This is a genomic window from Mycobacterium hackensackense (genome assembly GCF_025822555.1).
Taxonomy (GTDB): domain Bacteria; phylum Actinomycetota; class Actinomycetes; order Mycobacteriales; family Mycobacteriaceae; genus Mycobacterium; species Mycobacterium fluoranthenivorans.
Window position 1 is genome coordinate 2,130,069 of record NZ_JACKUC010000030.1, and the last position, 17,658, is coordinate 2,147,726.

General features: G+C 67.5%; 18 protein-coding genes. 8 read left to right on the top strand and 10 right to left on the bottom strand.

What is annotated here, in order from left to right; all coding sequences use genetic code 11:
- Positions 1-31: 31 nt before the first annotated feature.
- From H7J86_RS19785 to H7J86_RS19800, 4 genes are all read right to left on the bottom strand, one after another.
- Complete coding sequence (locus H7J86_RS19785; RefSeq protein ID WP_267292781.1) at positions 32-1,108, bottom strand: NAD(P)H-dependent amine dehydrogenase family protein; 1,077 nt, start codon at positions 1,106-1,108, stop codon at positions 32-34.
- Positions 1,109-1,121: 13 nt separating this feature from the next.
- Complete coding sequence (locus tag H7J86_RS19790; RefSeq protein ID WP_090354846.1) at positions 1,122-1,913, bottom strand: SDR family oxidoreductase; 792 nt, start codon at positions 1,911-1,913, stop codon at positions 1,122-1,124.
- Positions 1,914-2,075: 162 nt separating this feature from the next.
- Complete coding sequence (ku, locus tag H7J86_RS19795) at positions 2,076-2,957, bottom strand: non-homologous end joining protein Ku (protein ID WP_187096869.1); 882 nt, start codon at positions 2,955-2,957, stop codon at positions 2,076-2,078.
- A gap of 3 nt (positions 2,958-2,960) precedes the next feature.
- Positions 2,961-3,188, bottom strand: coding sequence for a hypothetical protein (locus tag H7J86_RS19800; protein ID WP_170847130.1), 228 nt, complete (start codon positions 3,186-3,188; stop codon positions 2,961-2,963).
- Positions 3,189-3,243: 55 nt separating this feature from the next.
- Here H7J86_RS19800 and H7J86_RS19805 point away from each other — a divergent pair, with 55 nt between their 5' ends.
- Together H7J86_RS19805 and H7J86_RS19810 are read left to right on the top strand one after the other, a co-directional pair.
- A complete protein-coding gene (locus H7J86_RS19805) occupies positions 3,244-5,511 on the top strand; it encodes an ATP-dependent DNA ligase (RefSeq protein WP_267292783.1) in 2,268 nt (755 codons plus the stop codon).
- Positions 5,512-5,683: 172 nt separating this feature from the next.
- Positions 5,684-6,625 carry a hypothetical protein gene (locus H7J86_RS19810; protein WP_267292785.1) on the top strand — a complete coding sequence of 314 codons (942 nt, stop codon included), beginning with the start codon at positions 5,684-5,686 and terminating at the stop codon, positions 6,623-6,625.
- Positions 6,626-6,682: 57 nt separating this feature from the next.
- Here H7J86_RS19810 and rnhA read toward each other — a convergent pair whose 3' ends face one another.
- The gene (gene rnhA / locus H7J86_RS19815) at positions 6,683-7,135 is read right to left on the bottom strand and encodes a ribonuclease HI (protein WP_090354855.1); all 453 of its coding nucleotides are present in this window, start codon (positions 7,133-7,135) and stop codon (positions 6,683-6,685) included.
- Positions 7,132-7,764, bottom strand: coding sequence for a glyoxalase (locus tag H7J86_RS19820; RefSeq protein WP_267292787.1), 633 nt, complete (start codon positions 7,762-7,764; stop codon positions 7,132-7,134). Before H7J86_RS19820 ends, rnhA begins: the two co-directional genes overlap by 4 nt.
- Before the next feature lie 43 nt (positions 7,765-7,807).
- On the opposite strand from H7J86_RS19820, the gene H7J86_RS19825 reads away from it, so the two are divergent.
- Both H7J86_RS19825 and H7J86_RS19830 read left to right on the top strand, forming a co-directional pair.
- Complete coding sequence (locus H7J86_RS19825; protein WP_090354859.1) at positions 7,808-8,608, top strand: alpha/beta fold hydrolase; 801 nt, start codon at positions 7,808-7,810, stop codon at positions 8,606-8,608.
- Positions 8,605-9,765 carry a PP2C family protein-serine/threonine phosphatase gene (locus tag H7J86_RS19830; protein ID WP_267292788.1) on the top strand — a complete coding sequence of 387 codons (1,161 nt, stop codon included), beginning with the start codon at positions 8,605-8,607 and terminating at the stop codon, positions 9,763-9,765. Before H7J86_RS19825 ends, H7J86_RS19830 begins: the two co-directional genes overlap by 4 nt.
- 15 nt (positions 9,766-9,780) lie before the next feature.
- On the opposite strand, the gene H7J86_RS19835 is transcribed toward H7J86_RS19830, so the two are convergent.
- Positions 9,781-10,920, bottom strand: a complete 1,140-nt coding sequence (locus tag H7J86_RS19835; RefSeq protein ID WP_267292790.1) for a fatty acid desaturase family protein — start codon at positions 10,918-10,920, stop codon at positions 9,781-9,783.
- Between the two features lie 25 nt (positions 10,921-10,945).
- On the bottom strand, positions 10,946-12,019 hold the full coding sequence (locus H7J86_RS19840) for a ferredoxin reductase (protein ID WP_267292792.1): 1,074 nt from the start codon (positions 12,017-12,019) through the stop codon (positions 10,946-10,948).
- Between the two features lie 98 nt (positions 12,020-12,117).
- Between H7J86_RS19840 and H7J86_RS19845 the strand changes: the two genes are divergently transcribed.
- From H7J86_RS19845 to H7J86_RS19855, 3 genes are read left to right on the top strand one after another with little or no spacing between them, the layout of a single operon-like run.
- Positions 12,118-13,326: a PucR family transcriptional regulator gene (locus H7J86_RS19845; RefSeq protein ID WP_267292794.1), complete on the top strand. Its 1,209-nt coding sequence runs from the start codon at positions 12,118-12,120 to the stop codon at positions 13,324-13,326.
- Complete coding sequence (locus tag H7J86_RS19850; protein ID WP_090354865.1) at positions 13,323-13,826, top strand: hypothetical protein; 504 nt, start codon at positions 13,323-13,325, stop codon at positions 13,824-13,826. Before H7J86_RS19845 ends, H7J86_RS19850 begins: the two co-directional genes overlap by 4 nt.
- Positions 13,827-13,866: 40 nt before the next feature.
- Entirely contained in the window at positions 13,867-14,268 is a 402-nt protein-coding gene (locus H7J86_RS19855; RefSeq protein ID WP_090355090.1) for a DUF5709 domain-containing protein, read from the top strand.
- 31 nt (positions 14,269-14,299) lie between these two features.
- Here the strand turns inward: H7J86_RS19855 and H7J86_RS19860 are convergent, their stop codons facing one another.
- Positions 14,300-15,508 (bottom strand): MFS transporter, encoded by a 1,209-nt coding sequence (locus H7J86_RS19860; RefSeq protein WP_090354867.1) that lies wholly within the window; start codon positions 15,506-15,508, stop codon positions 14,300-14,302.
- Positions 15,509-15,606: 98 nt separating this feature from the next.
- Here H7J86_RS19860 and H7J86_RS19865 point away from each other — a divergent pair, with 98 nt between their 5' ends.
- Positions 15,607-16,764, top strand: coding sequence for an ROK family protein (locus H7J86_RS19865; RefSeq protein ID WP_267292796.1), 1,158 nt, complete (start codon positions 15,607-15,609; stop codon positions 16,762-16,764).
- Here the strand turns inward: H7J86_RS19865 and H7J86_RS19870 are convergent.
- Positions 16,757-17,635 (bottom strand): LLM class flavin-dependent oxidoreductase, encoded by an 879-nt coding sequence (locus H7J86_RS19870; protein ID WP_267292798.1) that lies wholly within the window; start codon positions 17,633-17,635, stop codon positions 16,757-16,759. The genes H7J86_RS19865 and H7J86_RS19870 overlap by 8 nt on opposite strands.
- Between the last annotated feature and the right edge of the window lie 23 nt (positions 17,636-17,658).

Here is a 17,658-nt window from a genome sequence, read left to right on the forward strand (position 1 = left end):
ATCCGCGGGCCCCTCTCATTGAACTCCGGCGTCAAGCGCCAGCGTACAGCCCTTTCCCTGTGATGAGGGGCAGGTCCAACGTGGTGACGATGCCCGCCGGCGCGGCCACCACAGCGGGTATGGCGTTGACGACGCGGGCGGCCGTGGCCACCAGTCCGGCGTGGTTGTGGTCGCCCTTGCGGCTGCTCAGGCAGAGATCGAGGGCGTAAGACGGCTCGCCGGTCACTTCGACGCGGTAAGACCCACCCTCCTGTGCGGGCTGGGGCCATTCCGGGCACAGATCGTCGCGCAGCCGGGTGACATGTTCAAGGACGACCGCGGGATGACCTTTGACCATGCCGCGTACCTCGAACCGCATGGCCGCTGTGCTGCCCTGGGGGATGCGCCCGGAGGCGATGTCGAAGTCCTCCGGCGCGGGTACCCGCACGTGGGTCTCGGTGACCTCGTCGAGTTCGATGCCCAGGCCGGCGGCGAGCTGGCGCACCACCGACCCCCAGGCCAGGCTCAGGACCCCTGGCTGCAACAGCATCGGCAGCTCGTCGAGGGACTTGCCGAATCCCATCACGTCGAACATCACCGTGGGGCTGTCGTAGGTGGCGTAGTCGACGATCTCCATGCATCGGATCTGTTCGATGCTCTGGCACGTACCGGCAAGAGCAAGGGGCAGAAGGTCGTTGGCGAATCCGGGGTCGATCCCATTGATGAAAATGGACGAAGATCCCGCCCGTGCCGCCTCCTCGATGGGGCTGATCAGTTCGACGGGCAACACCTGCCAGGGGTACTGCAGGAACACGGCCGCGCTGCCCACCACGTTGACGCCGGCGGCCAGGATGCGGCGGTAGTCCTCCAGGGCCTCGGGCAGCCGGTTGTCGGCCATCGCGGTGTAGACGACACATTCGGGTTCGGTGGCCAGCACGTCGCCGAGGTCGTTGGTGGCGATGACGCCGGTGGTGACATCAAGACCGGCAAGCGTGCCCGCGTCCTGGCCGGCCTTGGCGGCCGAGGATACCCACACGCCGGTGAGCTCGTAGGCAGGGTCGGTGATGAGCTGACTCAGGGCGTGCCTGCCGACGTTTCCGGTGCCGATCGCGGCGACTTTGATGGCCATTCTTGCGTGCTCCTCAGAGATCCGGGATGGGCAGGTCGAGGTTCGGGAAGGTGAGGCCGCCGTCGACCTCGAGGGTCTTGCCCGTCAGGTAGGAACCGGCCGGCGATGCCAAATAGACTGCCGCAGCGGCAATATCGACGGGATCACCGAGTCGGCGCATCGGGGTGGCCTTCTCCATCGGGTCGCGCAACGCCTCGTTCGAGGCCACGATGTCCAGCGCCGAGGTGAGGATCGATCCCGGTGCGATGGCGTTGACCCGGATCCGCGGGCACAGGTCGAGCGCGGCCAGCCTGGTGTAGTGGGCAAGGGCGGCCTTGGCGGTGCCGTAGGCGACGAACGCGCGTCCGGCGAGCCGGCCCATCGTCGAGGTGATGTTGATGATCGAGCCGCCGCCGGAGTGCTCCAGCATGAGCGGCACGGCCGCCTGGGTGAGCGCGTGTGCGGTCCCGACGTTGAACGTGAACGCATCCTTGAGGTCTTGGGTGGAGGTGTTCAACAGTGGGCCGGGCATGGTGCCGCCGACGTTGTTCACGACGATGTCTAGTTTCCCGAACGCGCCGACCGCCTGTTCCGCGAGCGCGGCGGTGGCCTCGGGATGAGCGAGGTCGGCCACGACGATATGGGCCCTGCGGCCGGTGGCGGCGATCTGCGCCGCGACCTCCTCGAGCTGAGCCTGCGTACGCGACGCGATCAGCACGTCCGCACCGGCTTCCGCGAAGGCAACTGCGATCGCCGCGCCCAGTCCGCGGCCCGCGCCGGTGACCACCGCGACCTGATCGTCGAGCCGGAATCTGTCCAGAATCATGCCTGCCTCGTTTCTCTCTCCGGCGCCACGGTAGCAAGGCTGACTAAGCTTCGGAACCACTTTCTGAAACACGTTCTAATTTGTCGGGGACTGTCACGTCTGGGCGGGTTTCGGCTCAGGCGCGAGCCGGCGGTCCCGGGGTGAGGAACGGAATGCCCGCCGCTACTTCTTGGCGGCGGCCTTCTTGGCCGGGGCTTTTTTGGCCGGGGCTTTCTTGGCGGCAGCCTTCTTCGCGGGTGGCTTCTCGCCATCGCCTTGTCGGGCCTTCACACTGGCCTCGAGCTTGGCCAGCAGGTCCGAGACATCCTCTGCCTCATCGAGGTTGGCCGGCTGCTCCTCGGTGGTGAAGGCCTCGCCACCCTCGAGTTTGGCCGTCACCAGCTCGCGGAGCTCATCCTGATAGGTGTCGTGGAACTGTTCGGGGTGGAAATCGTCGGTCATCGACTCCACGACCTGCCCGGCCATCTTCAGTTCGGCGGGTTTGATCTCGACTTCCTTGTCCAGCACCGGAAAGTCCGGGTCGCGGATCTCGTCGGGCCACAGCAGGGTGTGTACCACCATCACCTGCCGCTTGCTGAAATCCTTGACCCGCAGCGCCGCCAGCCGCGTCTTGTTGCGCAGTGCAAAGTGGACGATGGCGACCCGGTCCGTCGATGCCAGCGTCTGTGCCAGCAGCACATAGGATTTCGACGATTTGGAATCGGGTTCCAGGTAGTAGCTCTTGTCGTACATCAGCGGGTCGAGCTGCTCGGCGGGAACGAACTCGACCACCTCGATCTCGCGGCTGCGTTCCTCCGGCAGGGTGGCGATGTCCTCGTCGGTGATCACCACCGTCTGCCCGTCGTCAGATTCGTAAGCGCGCGCGATATCCCGGTACTCGACCACCTCGCCGCACACCTCACAGGTGCGCTTGTAGCGGATGCGCCCGTTGTCCTCCGCATGTACCTGATGGAACTTGATGTCGTGGTCCTCGGTGGCGCTGTACACCTTCACCGGGACGTTCACCAGACCGAAGGCGACCGAACCTTTCCAGATCGACCGCATCGGCTACACCGCCGGTACTTCGTCGGGCGTGAGACCCAGCGGTGTCTCGGGATTGGCGCCGGAGTGGTCATGGGTGAAGACCTGCGACGGCGCCACCCGGCAATTGCTGTCCATCGGCGTCTGATCACCCGAGCAGTACGGCACCAGGTCAGCTGGATCCGCGCCGGCGGCCGGGGCCCCGGCGACCGCCGCCACGACCATCAGGCACGCCACGCAGAATCGCCTCACCATCCCAAGGTAACAGCGAGTAATGCTGTCAGGAGGCATGCGGGAATAACCTGATGAGGTGGAGCGCTACGGCCGCGTCAAACTGACCAACCCCGACAAGGTGCTCTATCCGGCGACCGGCACCAGCAAAGCCGAGGTCTTCGAGTACTACCTGGCCGTCGCCGACGCGATGGTGCCGCATATCGCCCGCCGACCGGTGACCCGGAAACGGTGGCCCAACGGGGTCGACGAGGCGTCCTTCTTCGAGAAGCAACTGGCCTCTTCGGCGCCGGACTGGCTTGGCCGCGGCGCCATCGCACACAAGTCGGCGACCACCGTGTACCCGATCATCGATACCCGGGAAGGCCTGGCGTGGATAGCCCAACAGGCGGCGCTGGAGGTACACGTCCCGCAGTGGAAGTTCGTCGCCCAGACGGTGGGGCCGGCCACCCGCATCGTGTTCGATCTCGACCCCGGAGACGGGGTGCAGATGGGCCAGTTGTGCGCGGTGGCCCGCGAGGTGCGCGATCTGATGGCCGATATCGGGTTGCCGACATTCCCGGTCACCAGCGGAAGCAAGGGTGTGCACCTGTATGTGCCGTTGACCGAACCGGTCAGCTCGCACGGCGCGTCGGTCCTGGCGCGCCGGGTGGCCCAGCAACTGGAGCAGGCGATGCCAGAGCAGGTGACCGCCACCATGACCCGCAGCCTGCGCGCGGGGAAAGTGTTCCTGGACTGGAGCCAGAACAGTGCCGCCAAGACCACGGTGGCCCCGTACTCGCTGCGTGGCCGCGAGCACCCGACCGTCGCGGCGCCGCGGACCTGGGCGGAGCTCGACGATCCGGCGTTGCGGCAGTTGAGTTTCGACGAGGTGCTGGCCCGCCTCGACCGCGACGGCGACCTGCTGGCCGGACTCGACGACACCGTGGTGCTGCCGGACAAACTCACCACATACCGCAGCATGCGGGACCCGGGTAAGACACCAGAGCCGGTGCCCAGCGCCCCGCCGGTGGTGGGGACCACCGCAGAGGGCCGCCGCCTGGGTGGCTCCGGCGACCGGTTCGTCATCCAGGAGCACCACGCCCGGCGCCTGCACTACGACTTCCGGCTGGAACGCGATGGCGTACTGGTCAGCTGGGCGGTGCCGAAGAACCTGCCCGGCGAGTCCTCGGTGAACCACCTCGCGGTGCACACCGAGGACCACCCACTGGAGTACGCCACCTTCGAAGGTTCGATTCCCAAGGGCGAATACGGTGGCGGCGAGGTCCGGATCTGGGACTCCGGACGCTATGACACCGAGAAGTTCCGCGATGACGGCGACCCGAGCGGCAAGAAGGGTGAGGTGATCGTCAACCTGCGCGGCTCGCGGATCTCCGGCCGCTACGTGCTGATCCAGACCGAGGGCAAGAACTGGATCGTGCAGCGCATGAAGGACCAGCCCGGCGAGATCGCGCCGATGCTGACCACACACGGCTCCGTCGCCGAACTCGATCCGTCGCTATGGGCGTTCGAAGGTAAGTGGGACGGCTACCGGCTGCTCGTCGACGCTGATCACGGTGTGGCGCAACTACGTTCGCGCAGCGGACGCGATGTCACGGCCGAGTTCCCGCAGTTGCAGGCCGTGGCCGCCGATCTGGCCGACCACCACGTGACCCTCGATGGCGAGGTCGTCGCGCTCGAGGGTGGGGTGCCCAGCTTCCAGGCCATGCAGAACCGCGGACCCGACACCCACGTCGAGTTCTGGGCGTTCGACCTGCTGGCACTCGACGGCCGGATGCTGCTACGCGCCACCTACCGGGACCGGCGGAAGTTGTTGGAAACTCTGGCCGCCGGCGGCGGGCTGATCGTTCCCGACCTGCTCCCGGGTACCGGTGCGCTGGACGAGGCGCGCCGGCGCGGGCTGGAAGGGGTGGTGGCCAAGAAATGGGACTCGACCTATCAGCCCGGCCGGCGGTCCACGGCCTGGATCAAGGACAAGTTCTGGAACACCCAGGAAGTGGTGATCGGCGGTTGGCGCGCGGGGGAGGGCGGGCGCACCAGCGGCATCGGGGCACTGTTGGTCGGCATTCCCGCCCAGGGCGGATTGCACTTCGCAGGGCGGGTCGGCACCGGCTTCACCGACAAGATGCTCAGCGATCTGCGGGAGACGCTGAAGCCGCTGGAAACCCGCGAATCACCCTTCAATGCAAAGCTTTCCACACTCGACGGGCGCGGCGTGACATTCGTTCGGCCAGAACTGGTGGGTGAGGTGCGCTACAGCGAACGCACATCGGACGGTCGATTGCGTCAGCCCAGCTGGCGGGGGCTGCGGCCGGATAAGACGCCTGCCGAGGTGGTCTGGGAGTAGGTCACCTCTGCTCGACGGTGTTGTGCCCGACTGATCCGGAACAACCTGCCAATTCGCTGTGAAGTTAGTCCAGCTGTGCAAAATCACAGACATTTGCTGGACGTCGTGATCTGCTCACCAGGCGGCAAACGCATGGTTGCTGACAATGTTGAATCCGACCGACGGGGGAAGAGTGGACGCTCTGATCGATATCCGTGAACGTATGACGCCGACGCTGGCGCTGACCGGTGCCATGGCCATAGCGACCGCGGCGGTGGTGAGCGCACCGTCGGTGCAACACGCCGCAGAACGCGTGGTACCGCTGGCGGTGCACGAGGTGAAATCGCTGCCGTTGCAGCTGACCAGCGGCGTGGACTTCTTCGCGCCGTACTACTACCAACCGGCCGGCCCGTTGGGGACGGCGGTCACCGTTCCGCTCTACGTCGTGACCTACGCGGCGGACACTTTGGTGAAGGGCGTGACGCAGGTACTCGCCGGCCTTCACGTGGATAACCGGCTGGCTCAGCAGCCGAGCCTGTTGACCCAGGGACTACTGTTTCCGATCGCCGCCGGTGTGCAAGGTGCCTTGGCCAGCGCGCTGGACGGCACGTTCGTCCTGGGCAAATTCACTCCGGCCCAGGCCATCAACTTCGCCCTCAACGCCATCAAGACGGCCATCGAAGGGTTCATCGCCGCGGAGAAGGCATTGTTCACCCCGTCGCCGACGCTGGCGGTGACGACCAAGACCGATGCCAAGACCCAAGATGTGGCGTCCACGGCGATCGCCGACTCGACTCCGACCGTGACGCTGTCGACGGCGAAGGTGGACACGGCCCCGAAGACGGTTCCCAAGCAGAAGGTGGCGGCTGCCGCCGCGGACGGTGCCCCGGAGGCGTCGACGGACACCGCCGGCGATACCAAGAAGGCAGACACTGCCGACACCGTCACGGCAGCGAAGCCCGCGTGGAAGAAGCCGACGCTCAAGCTTCCCACGTTCAAGCTGCCGACCCTGAAGTTCTCCATCCCGAAGAAGGCCACGGCGGGCGCCACAAAGCCGGATAGTGCATCGAGTTCCGATACCCCCAAGACGTCACACGAGTCGAACGACGGTGGCTCACAGGGTACTTCGAAGTAGCGTGCGACCATCGGCTCGGGCGGCGGCGTCGACCGCTGCCCGAGCCGGGCTGACGACTCAGCCGGCGACGCCCATCGCTTCCTGCATCCCGCGGGTGGCCAGCACGTCGGCCAGCTCGTTGTCGGCGACTCCGGCATGGCCCTTCACCCAGAACCACTCGACCTCGTGCCGAGCGCACGCGGCCTGCAGGCGTTGCCACAGGTCGACGTTCTTCACCGGCTGCTTCGCGGCGGTCAGCCAGCCGTTGCGTTCCCAGCCCAGCACCCACTTGGTGATGCCGTTGCGCACATACGTGCTGTCGGTGTAGAGGTGCACCAGCACGGGCCGGGTGAGCGCCTCCAGCGCCATGATCGGCGCGGTCAGTTCCATCCGGTTGTTGCTCGTCTCGCCGGGCTCGCCGCCGCACATCTCCCGGACGTGCTCGCGGTGGCGCAGTACCGCACCCCAGCCGCCGGGGCCGGGGTTGGGGCGACACCCGCCGTCGGTATGGATGATCACAGGGTCGGTCATGCGCTGAGGATAGGCGGCGAGATCAAGGCCGTCCGGACCGACATTCCGAGGGCCCGGTGATCGAGTGTCGTGATCCGGCGCCCGGGCTGCACCGCGTCCTTCACGGGCGTGCAGTAGTCAGCGAAGAACGCGGCGCTGGTATCGATGTCGGCGACGGCGTACGTGATCCCCCACAGCGACGACGGACCCGCACCGGCAACCCCGGGTGAACCGACCACCTCGATGATCACGTCCGCGAACCGGAAGAAGATCTGCCGGATCGCCCTCCCGCCGAGTTCGCCGTCGCGTTCCCGCCGCGGCTGCACCCCGGCTGAGGCCAGCGCCGCGACCGTGCGGTTCAGATCGGGTGACAGGAGCACGATGTGGTCGATCGCGGTGACGCCGTTGGCGTGCGTGCCCGGCGCCGCAGCCACGACGTCTGAGATCTTGGTCGGGATGCCGTCGAGTGCACCGTCGACCCGCATGCCGTGCAACGACCACCCGAGGATGCCGGTACCGCCGTCCCGCCCGACCAGACGGATGCCGACACCGCCGACGCGACACACACCGTCGGAATCGACACCGAACCCGGCCCGGGTCCAGGCGTCCGCCGGATCGGCGACCTCAAGCTCGTCGACGGTCACGGTCATGGACGCGAGACTACTTCGATGTCGGGCCTCCTAAACTGACGCGGTGGATGTACGCACGCGCAACAACGTCACCGTCCTCGGTGTCGAGCGTGGGCCGGTGTTGTTCCTGGCGCATGGCTTCGGTTGCGACCAGAACCTGTGGCGCTCTGTTGTGCAACGACTGCAGTCCACGTTCCGGATCGTGTTGATCGACCACGTCGGCTCCGGAGCATCGGACCCGGCGGCGTGGGACGAGACCAAGTATTCCGCGCTGAGCGGGTACGCCGAGGATGTCGTGGAGGTCGTGCGCGCTCTCGACCTGCGCGAGGTGGTGTTCGTCGGGCACTCGGTGTCGGCCATGATCGGCGTCCTGGCCACCCTCGCCGACCCCACGCGGTTCGCCAAGCTGGTGATGCTGACCCCGTCGCCGCGGTACCTCGATGACGAGGATTACCGCGGTGGCTTCTCCCGAGCCGATATCGACGAGCTGCTGGAGTCGATGGAACTGAACTACCTGGGCTGGTCGGCAGCGATGGCGCCACAGATCATGGGTAACGCCGAGCGTCCCGAACTGGCCGAGGAACTCGAAGCGTCGTTCTGCCGCACCGACCCGGCGCACGCCCGCGTCTTCGCCCGGACCACCTTCCTGTCCGACAACCGCGCAGACCTGGCTCACGTCACGGTGCCCACCCTGGTCATCGAATGCGCGCATGACGCCATCGCGCCGACCGGGGTGGGCGCCTACGTGCACAGCCAGATCGCGGGCAGCCGATTGGTCACCCTCGACGCCACCGGGCACTGCCCCCACGTCAGCCACCCCGAAGCCACCGCCGCCGCGATCACGACATTCGCCACAGCGCCGTGAGCCCCCTCGACGTCGACGACCTCTGGGAGCACGCGCCGTGCGGGCACCTCATCACCGACGGCGCGGGCCGAATCCTGCGCGTGAACGCCACCGTCCTGGCGTGGCTGGGCTATGAGCACGACGCGCTGCGCGGCACCCTGATCACCGACCTGTTGAGCGTCGGTGGGCGTATTCACTACGAGACGCACTTCGCGCCCCTGTTGGCGATGACCGGTGACCTGCAGGGTGTCACGGTCGACATGGTCGGTGTGGACGGAACACGGCGGCCGATGTTCTTGACCGCCAACGTGAAAACGGATGCGGAGGGGAATTTCGAGCTGCTGCGCATCACGGCGGTCGACGCCACGGACCGGCGGGCTTACGAGCGCGAACTGCTGGCTGAGCGCACCCGGGCCGAGGCCGAAAGTGCGCGGGCCCGAGCGTTCGCCGAGACGCTGCGCCGTTCACTGCTGCCGCCGGTGTTGTCACCGCCACCGGGGCTGGATGCCGCCGACTACTACTACGCCGCGTCCACCGATGACATCGGCGGCGACTTCTACGACCTGTTCCCGGTGAACCGGTCGACATGGGGCTTCTTTCTGGGCGATGTCATCGGCAAGGGTGTCGACGCGGCGGTGGTCACCGGGTTGACCCGCTACGTGCTGAGGTCGGCGGCCGTCTCGAACGAGGACCCGGTGGCGGTGCTCGGGAATCTGAACTCCGTTCTCGCCCAGCACCTCGGCCTGGCGCCCAAGCGGACGCTGAGCACCCTGATCTACGGCAACATGGTCAGAGCCGGAGACGGGTTCGACATCGAATTGGCAAGCGGCGGCCACCTGCCGCCGCTGCTGCTCGGCGCCGACGGGAGCGCCTTCTACGCCGACACCCTCGGGGGTCAGGCGGTCGGGATGGTGGAACAACCGCGGTTCGTGGCGCACACCCTGCACCTGAACCCGGGCGACACGATGGTGCTCTACACCGACGGGCTCACCGAGGCCCTGACCGGAATCGGTCGGGAGCGCTTCGACGATGACGGCGCCCTGTTGGCCAGCGCGAAGGAGTGGGCACCGGCGAGCGCACAGCAGGCCGTGCGCGAGATCCGCGCACTGCTCGACAGTCTGGGGACCGGCGTCCAAGACGACGCCGCGGTGCTGGCGTTCGGCGTGCCCTTGACGTGAACTGTGGACAGTTCGTCAGGCCGCCACAGCCGCCGGTTGCCGCGGCGTGGACGAGCGCGAACCCAGCAGATCGTTGGGCAGCGAGAGCCGAATGACCTTGCCCCAGGCCGAGGCAACCTGCTTGATCAACGGACCGCTGGTGTAGGTCAGCCCGTAGCGCTCGAAGATGTCGCGCACCTGCGGGGCGACCTCGGCGTACCGGTTGCTCGGCAGGTCGGGGAACAGATGATGCTCGATCTGGAAGGACAGGTTGCCGCTCATCAGGTGCATGAGCCGGCTGCCGGTGATGTTCGCCGAGCCGAGCATCTGGCGCAGGTACCACTGGCCGCGGGTCTCGCCGTCGATGCTGTCGTAGGTGAAAGTCTGTACGCCCTCGGGAAAGTGGCCGCACATGATGACCGAGTGCGTCCACACGTTGCGCACGAGATTGGCGGTGAGGTTGGCGGTCAGGGTGGTGACCGCGCTGGGCCCCGACAGCAGCGGGTGCACGACGTAGTCGCGTAGACCCTGCGTGCCGACCTTGCGCAGCGTGGCCTTCACCCGGGCCCGGAAATCGGGGTTGTTGCGGCGTTCCGCGGTCTTCAGGTTCTTGCCGAGCTTGAGGTCATACGCGGCGATACCGTACTGAAAGATCAACGCGTTGATCGCATTCCATACCGGCTGGCCCAGGTGGAACGGGCTCCAGCGCTGTTCTTCGTCGACCCGCATGATCCCGTAGCCGAGGTCGCCGTCCTTGCCGAGCACGTTGGTGTAGGTGTGATGTTCCTCGTTGTGTGCGTGCTTCCACTGCTCGGCGGTGGAGGCGTGATCCCACTCCCAGGTGGTGGAGTGAATCTTGGGATCGCGCATCCAGTCCCATTGACCGTGCATGACGTTGTGCCCGATCTCCATGTTCTCCAGGATCTTGGCGGCCGACAGCCCGGCGGTGCCCAGCCACCAGGCGGGCGGGAACAGCGAGAAGAGCAGTACCGCGCGGCTTCCCGCCTCCAGGCCGCGTTGGGTCTTGATGACAGTGCGGATGTAGCGGGCGTCGTCCGCGCCGCGGGCGTCCAGGACGCTCTGGCGGATGGCATCCAAGTCGCGGCCGAGGTTCTCGATATCGTCGGCGGTCAAGTGGGCGACCGGGCTGGTGGGCTGGTTCTGGATGGCGGTCATGATGTCTTCCCGTCGATGTGGGTGGTCAGATGTCGAGTTCGCAGGAGCCGGCGACGGTGGAGACGCAGGTCTGCACGAGGACGCCGGCATCCGGCGCGCCGATGGTGACGGCGCCGTTGCGCACGTCACGGACCGCGCCGCCGCGCAGGGGCAGGACGCAGCCGAAGCACACACCCATCCGGCAGCCCGACGGCATGAGCACGCCGGCGTTCTCACCGGCCTCCAAAAGCGTTGTCGCGGGCGCGGTGTCGGCGGTGATGCCGGTCTTGGTGAAGCTGACCTGCCCGCCGTCTCCGCCGTCGACCGACGGCATCGTGAAGCGTTCGGTGCGCAGTGCATCGGCGAGGTCATGGCGTCCCCAGTGCGCCTCGAGGTCGTCCAGCAGGCCTGCGGGCCCGCAGGCCCAGGTCTGCCGTTCGGCCCAGTCCGGCACCAGGGCGCCGAGATCGGCGGCGGTCAGGCGCACCGATGTGCCGGTGTGGTGTTCGACGAGACGGATGGCACCGGATTGGGCGAGTCGGCGCAGTTCGGTGCCGAACACCACGTCCTCGGGGGTGCGGGCGCTGTGCACCACGACGACGTCGGAGAGGTCGGCCAGATGGCTGCGCAGCATCCCCATCACCGGGGTGATGCCGCTGCCGGCGGTGACGAACAGCGTCTTGGCCGGGTGCGACCGCGGCAGGGTGAAATCACCGGTGGCCTGGTCGAGATGCACGACGGTGCCACGCTGGGCCTGGGACACAAAGTAATTCGAGACGATCCCGCCGTCGATCGCCTTGACCGTGATCGCGAGGCGGCGGGTCTGGGTGACCGGTGAGGTCAGGGAATAGGTACGCCACTGCCGGACGCCGTCGATATCGACGCCGAGGCGGACGTACTGGCCGGCGAGGTGTCCCCGCCAGCCGCGGCCCACCCGGATGTGCACCGTCACCGTGTCGTCGGTCTCGGAGGTGACGGCATCGACGCGGCCGCGCAGGTCACGCGAACTGCCGAGCGGGTCGACGAGGTCGAGAAAGTCCCGCGGCACCAGGGGAGTGGTCACCATGTGGGCGACAGCGCGCAGTGGTCCACGTCGGACCTTGGCGATGGCTGAAGTCATGCCTCCATCATCGTTGTAAAAATGCGCGGGTTCTCGACAGAATTGTGTGAAACTAGATGGTGATATTGTTCGAAAAGTACAAATAGAGCGGCGGGCGTGTGGGCAGGGATGACCGGGTGGTGTGGGCACCGCTACCTGAGGCGGTGTCGGCCGCCATGCGGTCGGTACTGCCTGTCGTTGCCGAGCGGACCGTCGCCGCCGTGGTCAGCGACGTTCCGAGCTACGCCGACGCCTTCAGCGGACGGACCGGGCAGAACATCGAACGCGCCGTCCAGCAATCCCTGGCTGCCTTCTTGCAGCTGGTGTCCAAGGGGGACGACCCGGACACCTCGCCGTCGATCCAGCCGGCGCTCGACGGTGCCTTCGCCCTGGGCCAGGGTGAAGCTCGCCAGAACCGGTCCACCGATGTGCTGCTCGCCGCGTTCCGCAGCGGCGCCCGGACCGCGTGGCGCGAATGGAGCGCCGTCGCCGTCGCACACGAGGTACCGGGGGACCAACTCGCGGTGTTCGCCGAGAAGGTGTTCGCGTATATCGATCGCCTCTCGGCCGCCAGCGTCGCCGGCCACGCCCACGAACTCGCCAAGTCCGGACTGGCCAGGCAGCGCCACCGGGAAACCCTTGCCCGCCAACTACTCCGAGGCGCACCCCTGGAAGATCTGCTGGCCTGCGCCGAACGCGCCGAGTGGCGTGCGCCCGCCACCTTGACGGCCGTCGCCGTACCTCGCGGGTCCGAACGCCGGGTGGCCGGTGTGCTCGCCGCCGCCAGCCTGGAAGTGCCCGAGGATGCGCTGCCCGCGCTCACCCGGCCGGTGACGGTGCTGTTGTGCACCGACGGCTCCGCGCTGCGCCGGCAGCTGGACATCCCCGGTGTGGTCATCGGGCCGGACCGGCCGTGGGCGCGGGTGGCCCAATCCGTGGCCCGGGTACTGCGCGCGGTCGATCTCTGCGCTGAGGACGCGGATCCGTTCGACACCGAGGAGAACCTCAAAGTCCTTGTCTTGCAGGCAGATCCGGATGCACTCGCCGACCTACGGGCCGCGGTGCTCACACCGCTGGACTCGCAACGCCCCGCGGTGCGGGACAAACTGGTCGAAACCTTGCGGGCGTGGTTGCTCCATCAGGGCCGCCGCGACGACGTCGCCGCCGCGCTCTTCGTGCACCCGCAGACGGTCCGTTACCGCCTCGGACAACTGCGCGAGCTGTACGGCGAGACGCTCACCGACCCCGACGTCGTCGAACAACTGGTCATCGCGCTGGCCGGTGATACCGCGCGGGCCCGCCGGCCGATTGCTAATCTCCGCACGTGATTCGCCTGCTGGCACTGCCCGCCGCCGCCCTGGCTGTATTCGGGGCGAGTGCGCTCGCCACCGCCGAACCGCAGGCCGGCACCCCCGTGTTCGCGATCGGGAAGTGCTACGACCCGGACAAGACCGTGCTGACTCAGCCTGCCACCTTCGACTACAACTGCGACGGCACCGGCGTGCTGCAGGACATGGTGTGGGCGACGTGGGGTCCCGACGGCGCCCGCGGGACAGGCACCGACAGTTCGGTGGAGTGCCAACCCAATTGCGCGCAGGGCACCCGACTGGTGAACCCCGTTGTCGTGCACGCCTGGAATCCCCAGCCCGCGAAGGACGCCGCCTGCCCGGCCGATGTCCGGTACTTCGGCGATCTCACGATCGCGTATCCGCAGGGTGTGCCGCCGTGGATCACCCCGGGTGCCCAGTGGTCGCCCGGCACCGATTTCGTCACCATCGACGGCCTGCCCGCCGTGCACTTCTCCGGGTTGTCGCCGATGTGCGGGTGAAGGGTGGCAGTCGGGCGCGGTCAGTGCCATCGTGGTGTCCATGAGTAGTCCAGATAGCCCCGAAGAGACCGCAGGCCTGTACAGCGTCGACGACGACGACCAGCTGACGCAGGAGGACACCCTGCTCGACCGCGGTGTCAACGATCTCCTGGACGAGGGCTACTCGCCGCCGGAGAAATGGCAGGAACCGCGCGATCACGACACACTCGACGAGTTCCTGGCCGCGGAGGTCCCGGACCCGGCGATGCAACTGGACGAGGCCTACGTCCCGGACGAACAGGCCGGAGACGACGAGGTGGGCGGTGTCCGGTCGGGCCGGCTGGTCGCACCCAACGGGGGCTCCGGCGAGGACGACGAATCGGATCTGATCGGTACCGACGTCGGCATCGACGGCGGGGCGGCCTCCGCGGAAGAAGCCGCCGTGCACGTCATCGACGAGTGATCCTGCGGGCAGGAGCGGAAGCGACCGGGGGTCAGCGGCGGCGCTGCAGCAGGACCGACAGCGTCAGCACCACCAGACCTGCCACCGCCAGCAGTGCACCGGCCGCCGCCGGGGCGGTGTAGCCGTACCCTGCGGCGATCACCACCCCGCCGATCCAGGCTCCGGCGGCGTTGGCGATGTTCAGCGCGGAGTGGTTCAGCGCCGCGGCCAGCGTCTGGGCATCGTGCGCGACGTCCATCAGCCGGGTCTGTAGTGCCGGACCGATGGCCGCTCCCGCGGCCCCGATGAGGAACAGCCCCGGCAGCGCGGTCCACGGATTGTGGGCGGCCAGCACGAAAAGGGCGAGCACCACACCGAGCGTGCTGATCGACAGGTACAGCCCACGGATCACCGAGATGTCGGCCATCCGGCCGCCGGCCAGATTGCCGATCACCATGCCGAGGCCGAAGGCCATCAGCGCCAGCGGTATGAGGGCGCGCGGCAAGCCGGCGACGTCGGTCATCGTGGTGGCCACGTAGGTGTAGACGGCGAACATGCCGCCGAAGCCGACCATTCCGACCAGTAGGGCCAGCCACACCTGCACCCGGCGCAGCGCACCGAGTTCGGTGAGCGGGCTGGTGATGTGCATGCTGCGCAGGGTCGGCACCCAGAACCAGATGGCGGTCAGGGTGACCAGCCCGATGCCCACCACGAGGCCGAAAGCGCTGCGCCAGCCGAAATGCTGACCCAGTGCCGACGCGGCCGGGACGCCCACGACGGTGGCCACGGTGAGACCGGTGAGCACGTGTGCGACGGCCTTCGCGCGGTTCTGCGGGCCCATCAGGTGCGCGGCGATCAACGCGGCGATGCCGAAGAAGGCGCCGTGCGGGATGCCCGCGACGAACCGAGCGGCCATCAGGGTGCCGTAGGTCGGGGCGAACACGCTGGCCAGATTGCCCAGCGTGAACAGCACCATGAGGGCGAGCACCAGGGTCTTGCGGTTCATCCGCGCGGTCAGCGCCGCAATCAGCGGGGCGCCGATCACCACACCGAGGGCGTAGGCGGAGATGACATGTCCCGCGGTCGGCTCGGAGATGTGCAGGCTCGCGGCGATATCGGGCAGCAGTCCCATCGCCACGAACTCGGTGGTACCGATCGCGAAACCACCCAGGGCCAGCGCGAACACCGCCAGCCAGCGCACGGTCGGGTCGGGCGCGACGACGGAGTGGGGCCGGTGCGGCCGGGCGAGGGTGGGAGTCACCTGATCAGCCTAGAACCACTTACGCCTACCAGCCAACTAACTTTTGTCTAAATCGGGTCAAAGTGGCGGAACTTACGTTTTCGGTGTTCAATCGGGGCATGGCCACCGCCGGCGATGTGTTCACCCTGATCAGGGAGCGTGGGGAAACCACGCGCGCCGACATCGCCACCGCGACGGGGCTGTCCCGGACCGCCGTGGCGGCGCGCATCGCGGCGCTCACGGCAGCCGGCCTGGTACTCGAAGGTGAGCAGGTGCCCTCGACCGGCGGGCGACCGGCGACCCCGGTGAGCTTCAATGCCGACGCGGGCGTCGTGCTGTCGGTCTCCGTCGGCATCAGCCGGACTCGGCTGGCGGTCTGTGACCTGGCGGGCACCGTCCTGCGGCTGTCGGATATCGACCAAGAGGTGGCCCTGGGGCCCGACGACCTGATGCCCGATGTCGCCAAGCGCCTCGACGTTCTGCTCGAGGAGTACCCCGGTGTCGAGGTGTTCGGTATCGGACTGAGCCTGCCCGGTCCGGTGGATCGCGAACGGGGTTGCAGCCGGGATTCGCCGATCCTGCGCGGCTGGGATGGGGTGGCGCTGCGCCCGTATTTCGCCGACGTGATCCGACTGGGCAACGTCCCGGTGATCCTGGACAACGACGCCAACGCGATCGCCCTCGCCGAGCGCGGCGGAGAGCTCGAGGGGCACAGCGACCTGTTGGTGCTCAAGGCCTCGACCGGTCTGGGCGCGGGCATCATCGCCGGTGGTGCGCTGCAGCGGGGGGTCTCCGGTGCCGCGGGCGAGTTCGGCCACAACAAGATCGCCGTCGCGGCGGGTCGCGCTTGTCGGTGCGGGGACACCGGATGCCTGGAGACCGTCGCCGGCGGCTGGGCGATCGTGCACGAATTGCAGCAGCAGGGCTACGCCGTGCGGCATCTGCGCGATGTCGTCGAATTGGCCAACGGCGGCGACCCCGAGACCCGCCGGATGATCCGCGACAGCGGGCGCTACGTCGGTGAGGGCATCTCGCCCGCGGTGAATCTGCTGAACCCGAAGGTGCTCGTCATCACCGGCGATATGGCCGGTGCCTATGACATCTTCGTCGCGGGGTTGCGAGAAGCGTTGTACGGCAACGCGACCGCGATGGCGACTCGCGAGCTGGAGGTGGTGGCCTCGGTGCACCGTGGTGCGGCGGCACCGGTGGGCGGTGCCGTCATGGCGCTGGACGAGGTGCTCAACGCGCGCGCCGTCGACGCGCTACTGGCTACGTAGCCTTGGCGATGACGTTCTCGGCGAACCACTCGAGGTTGCGGATCTTGGCGTCCAGCGGCTCGGTATCGTCGCCCATGATGTAGGGGACCCGGAAGCCGACGATCACATCGGTGACCCCCTTGTCCTCCAGGCGTTTCACCCCGTCCAGGGAGAACCCGTCGATCGAGATGACGTGGACCTGGAATTCGTCGGCCAGCCCGATCCGCTCCTCGGTCTCGCGGTACTGCTGGAGCTTCTTCAACAGCGGGTCGAGTTCATCGGGATCTCCGCCGCCGTGCATCCAGCCGTCATTGCGCGCCGCGCGTTTGAGCGCGGCGTCGGCGTGCCCACCGACCAGGATGGGCACCGGCTTGGTCGGCGCGGGTGTCATCTTGATGCTCGGGATGTCGTAGAACTCGCCGTGATACTCGAAGTAGTCGCCCGAGGTGAGGCCGCGAATGACGTCGATGCACTCGTCGATCCGCTTGCCGCGCCGGGCGAACGGCACGCCCATGATCTCGTAGTCCTCGGGCCACGGGCTGGTGCCGACGCCCAGGCCCAGCCGGTTGCCGAACAGTGCGGCCAGCGACCCGGCCTGTTTGGCGACCAGTGCCGGCGGCCGGATGGGCAGCTTGAGCACGAAGATGTTGAAGTGCAGCTTGGTGGTGACGGCCGATAGTGCGCCGATGAGCGAGAAGGACTCGATGAAGGATTTGCCGTCGAGGAATTCGCGGTTGCCGTCGGCGGTGTACAGATACTTGGAGTCCGACACCTCCGGGTACGCGATGCTGTCAGGAATGGTCATGGCGTGATAGCCGGCCTCATCGGCCGCTTTGGCGAGCGGGATGTAGTAGCTCGGGTCTGTCATCGCTTCCGCATAGGTGAACCGCATGCACCGATACTAGAACGTGTTCT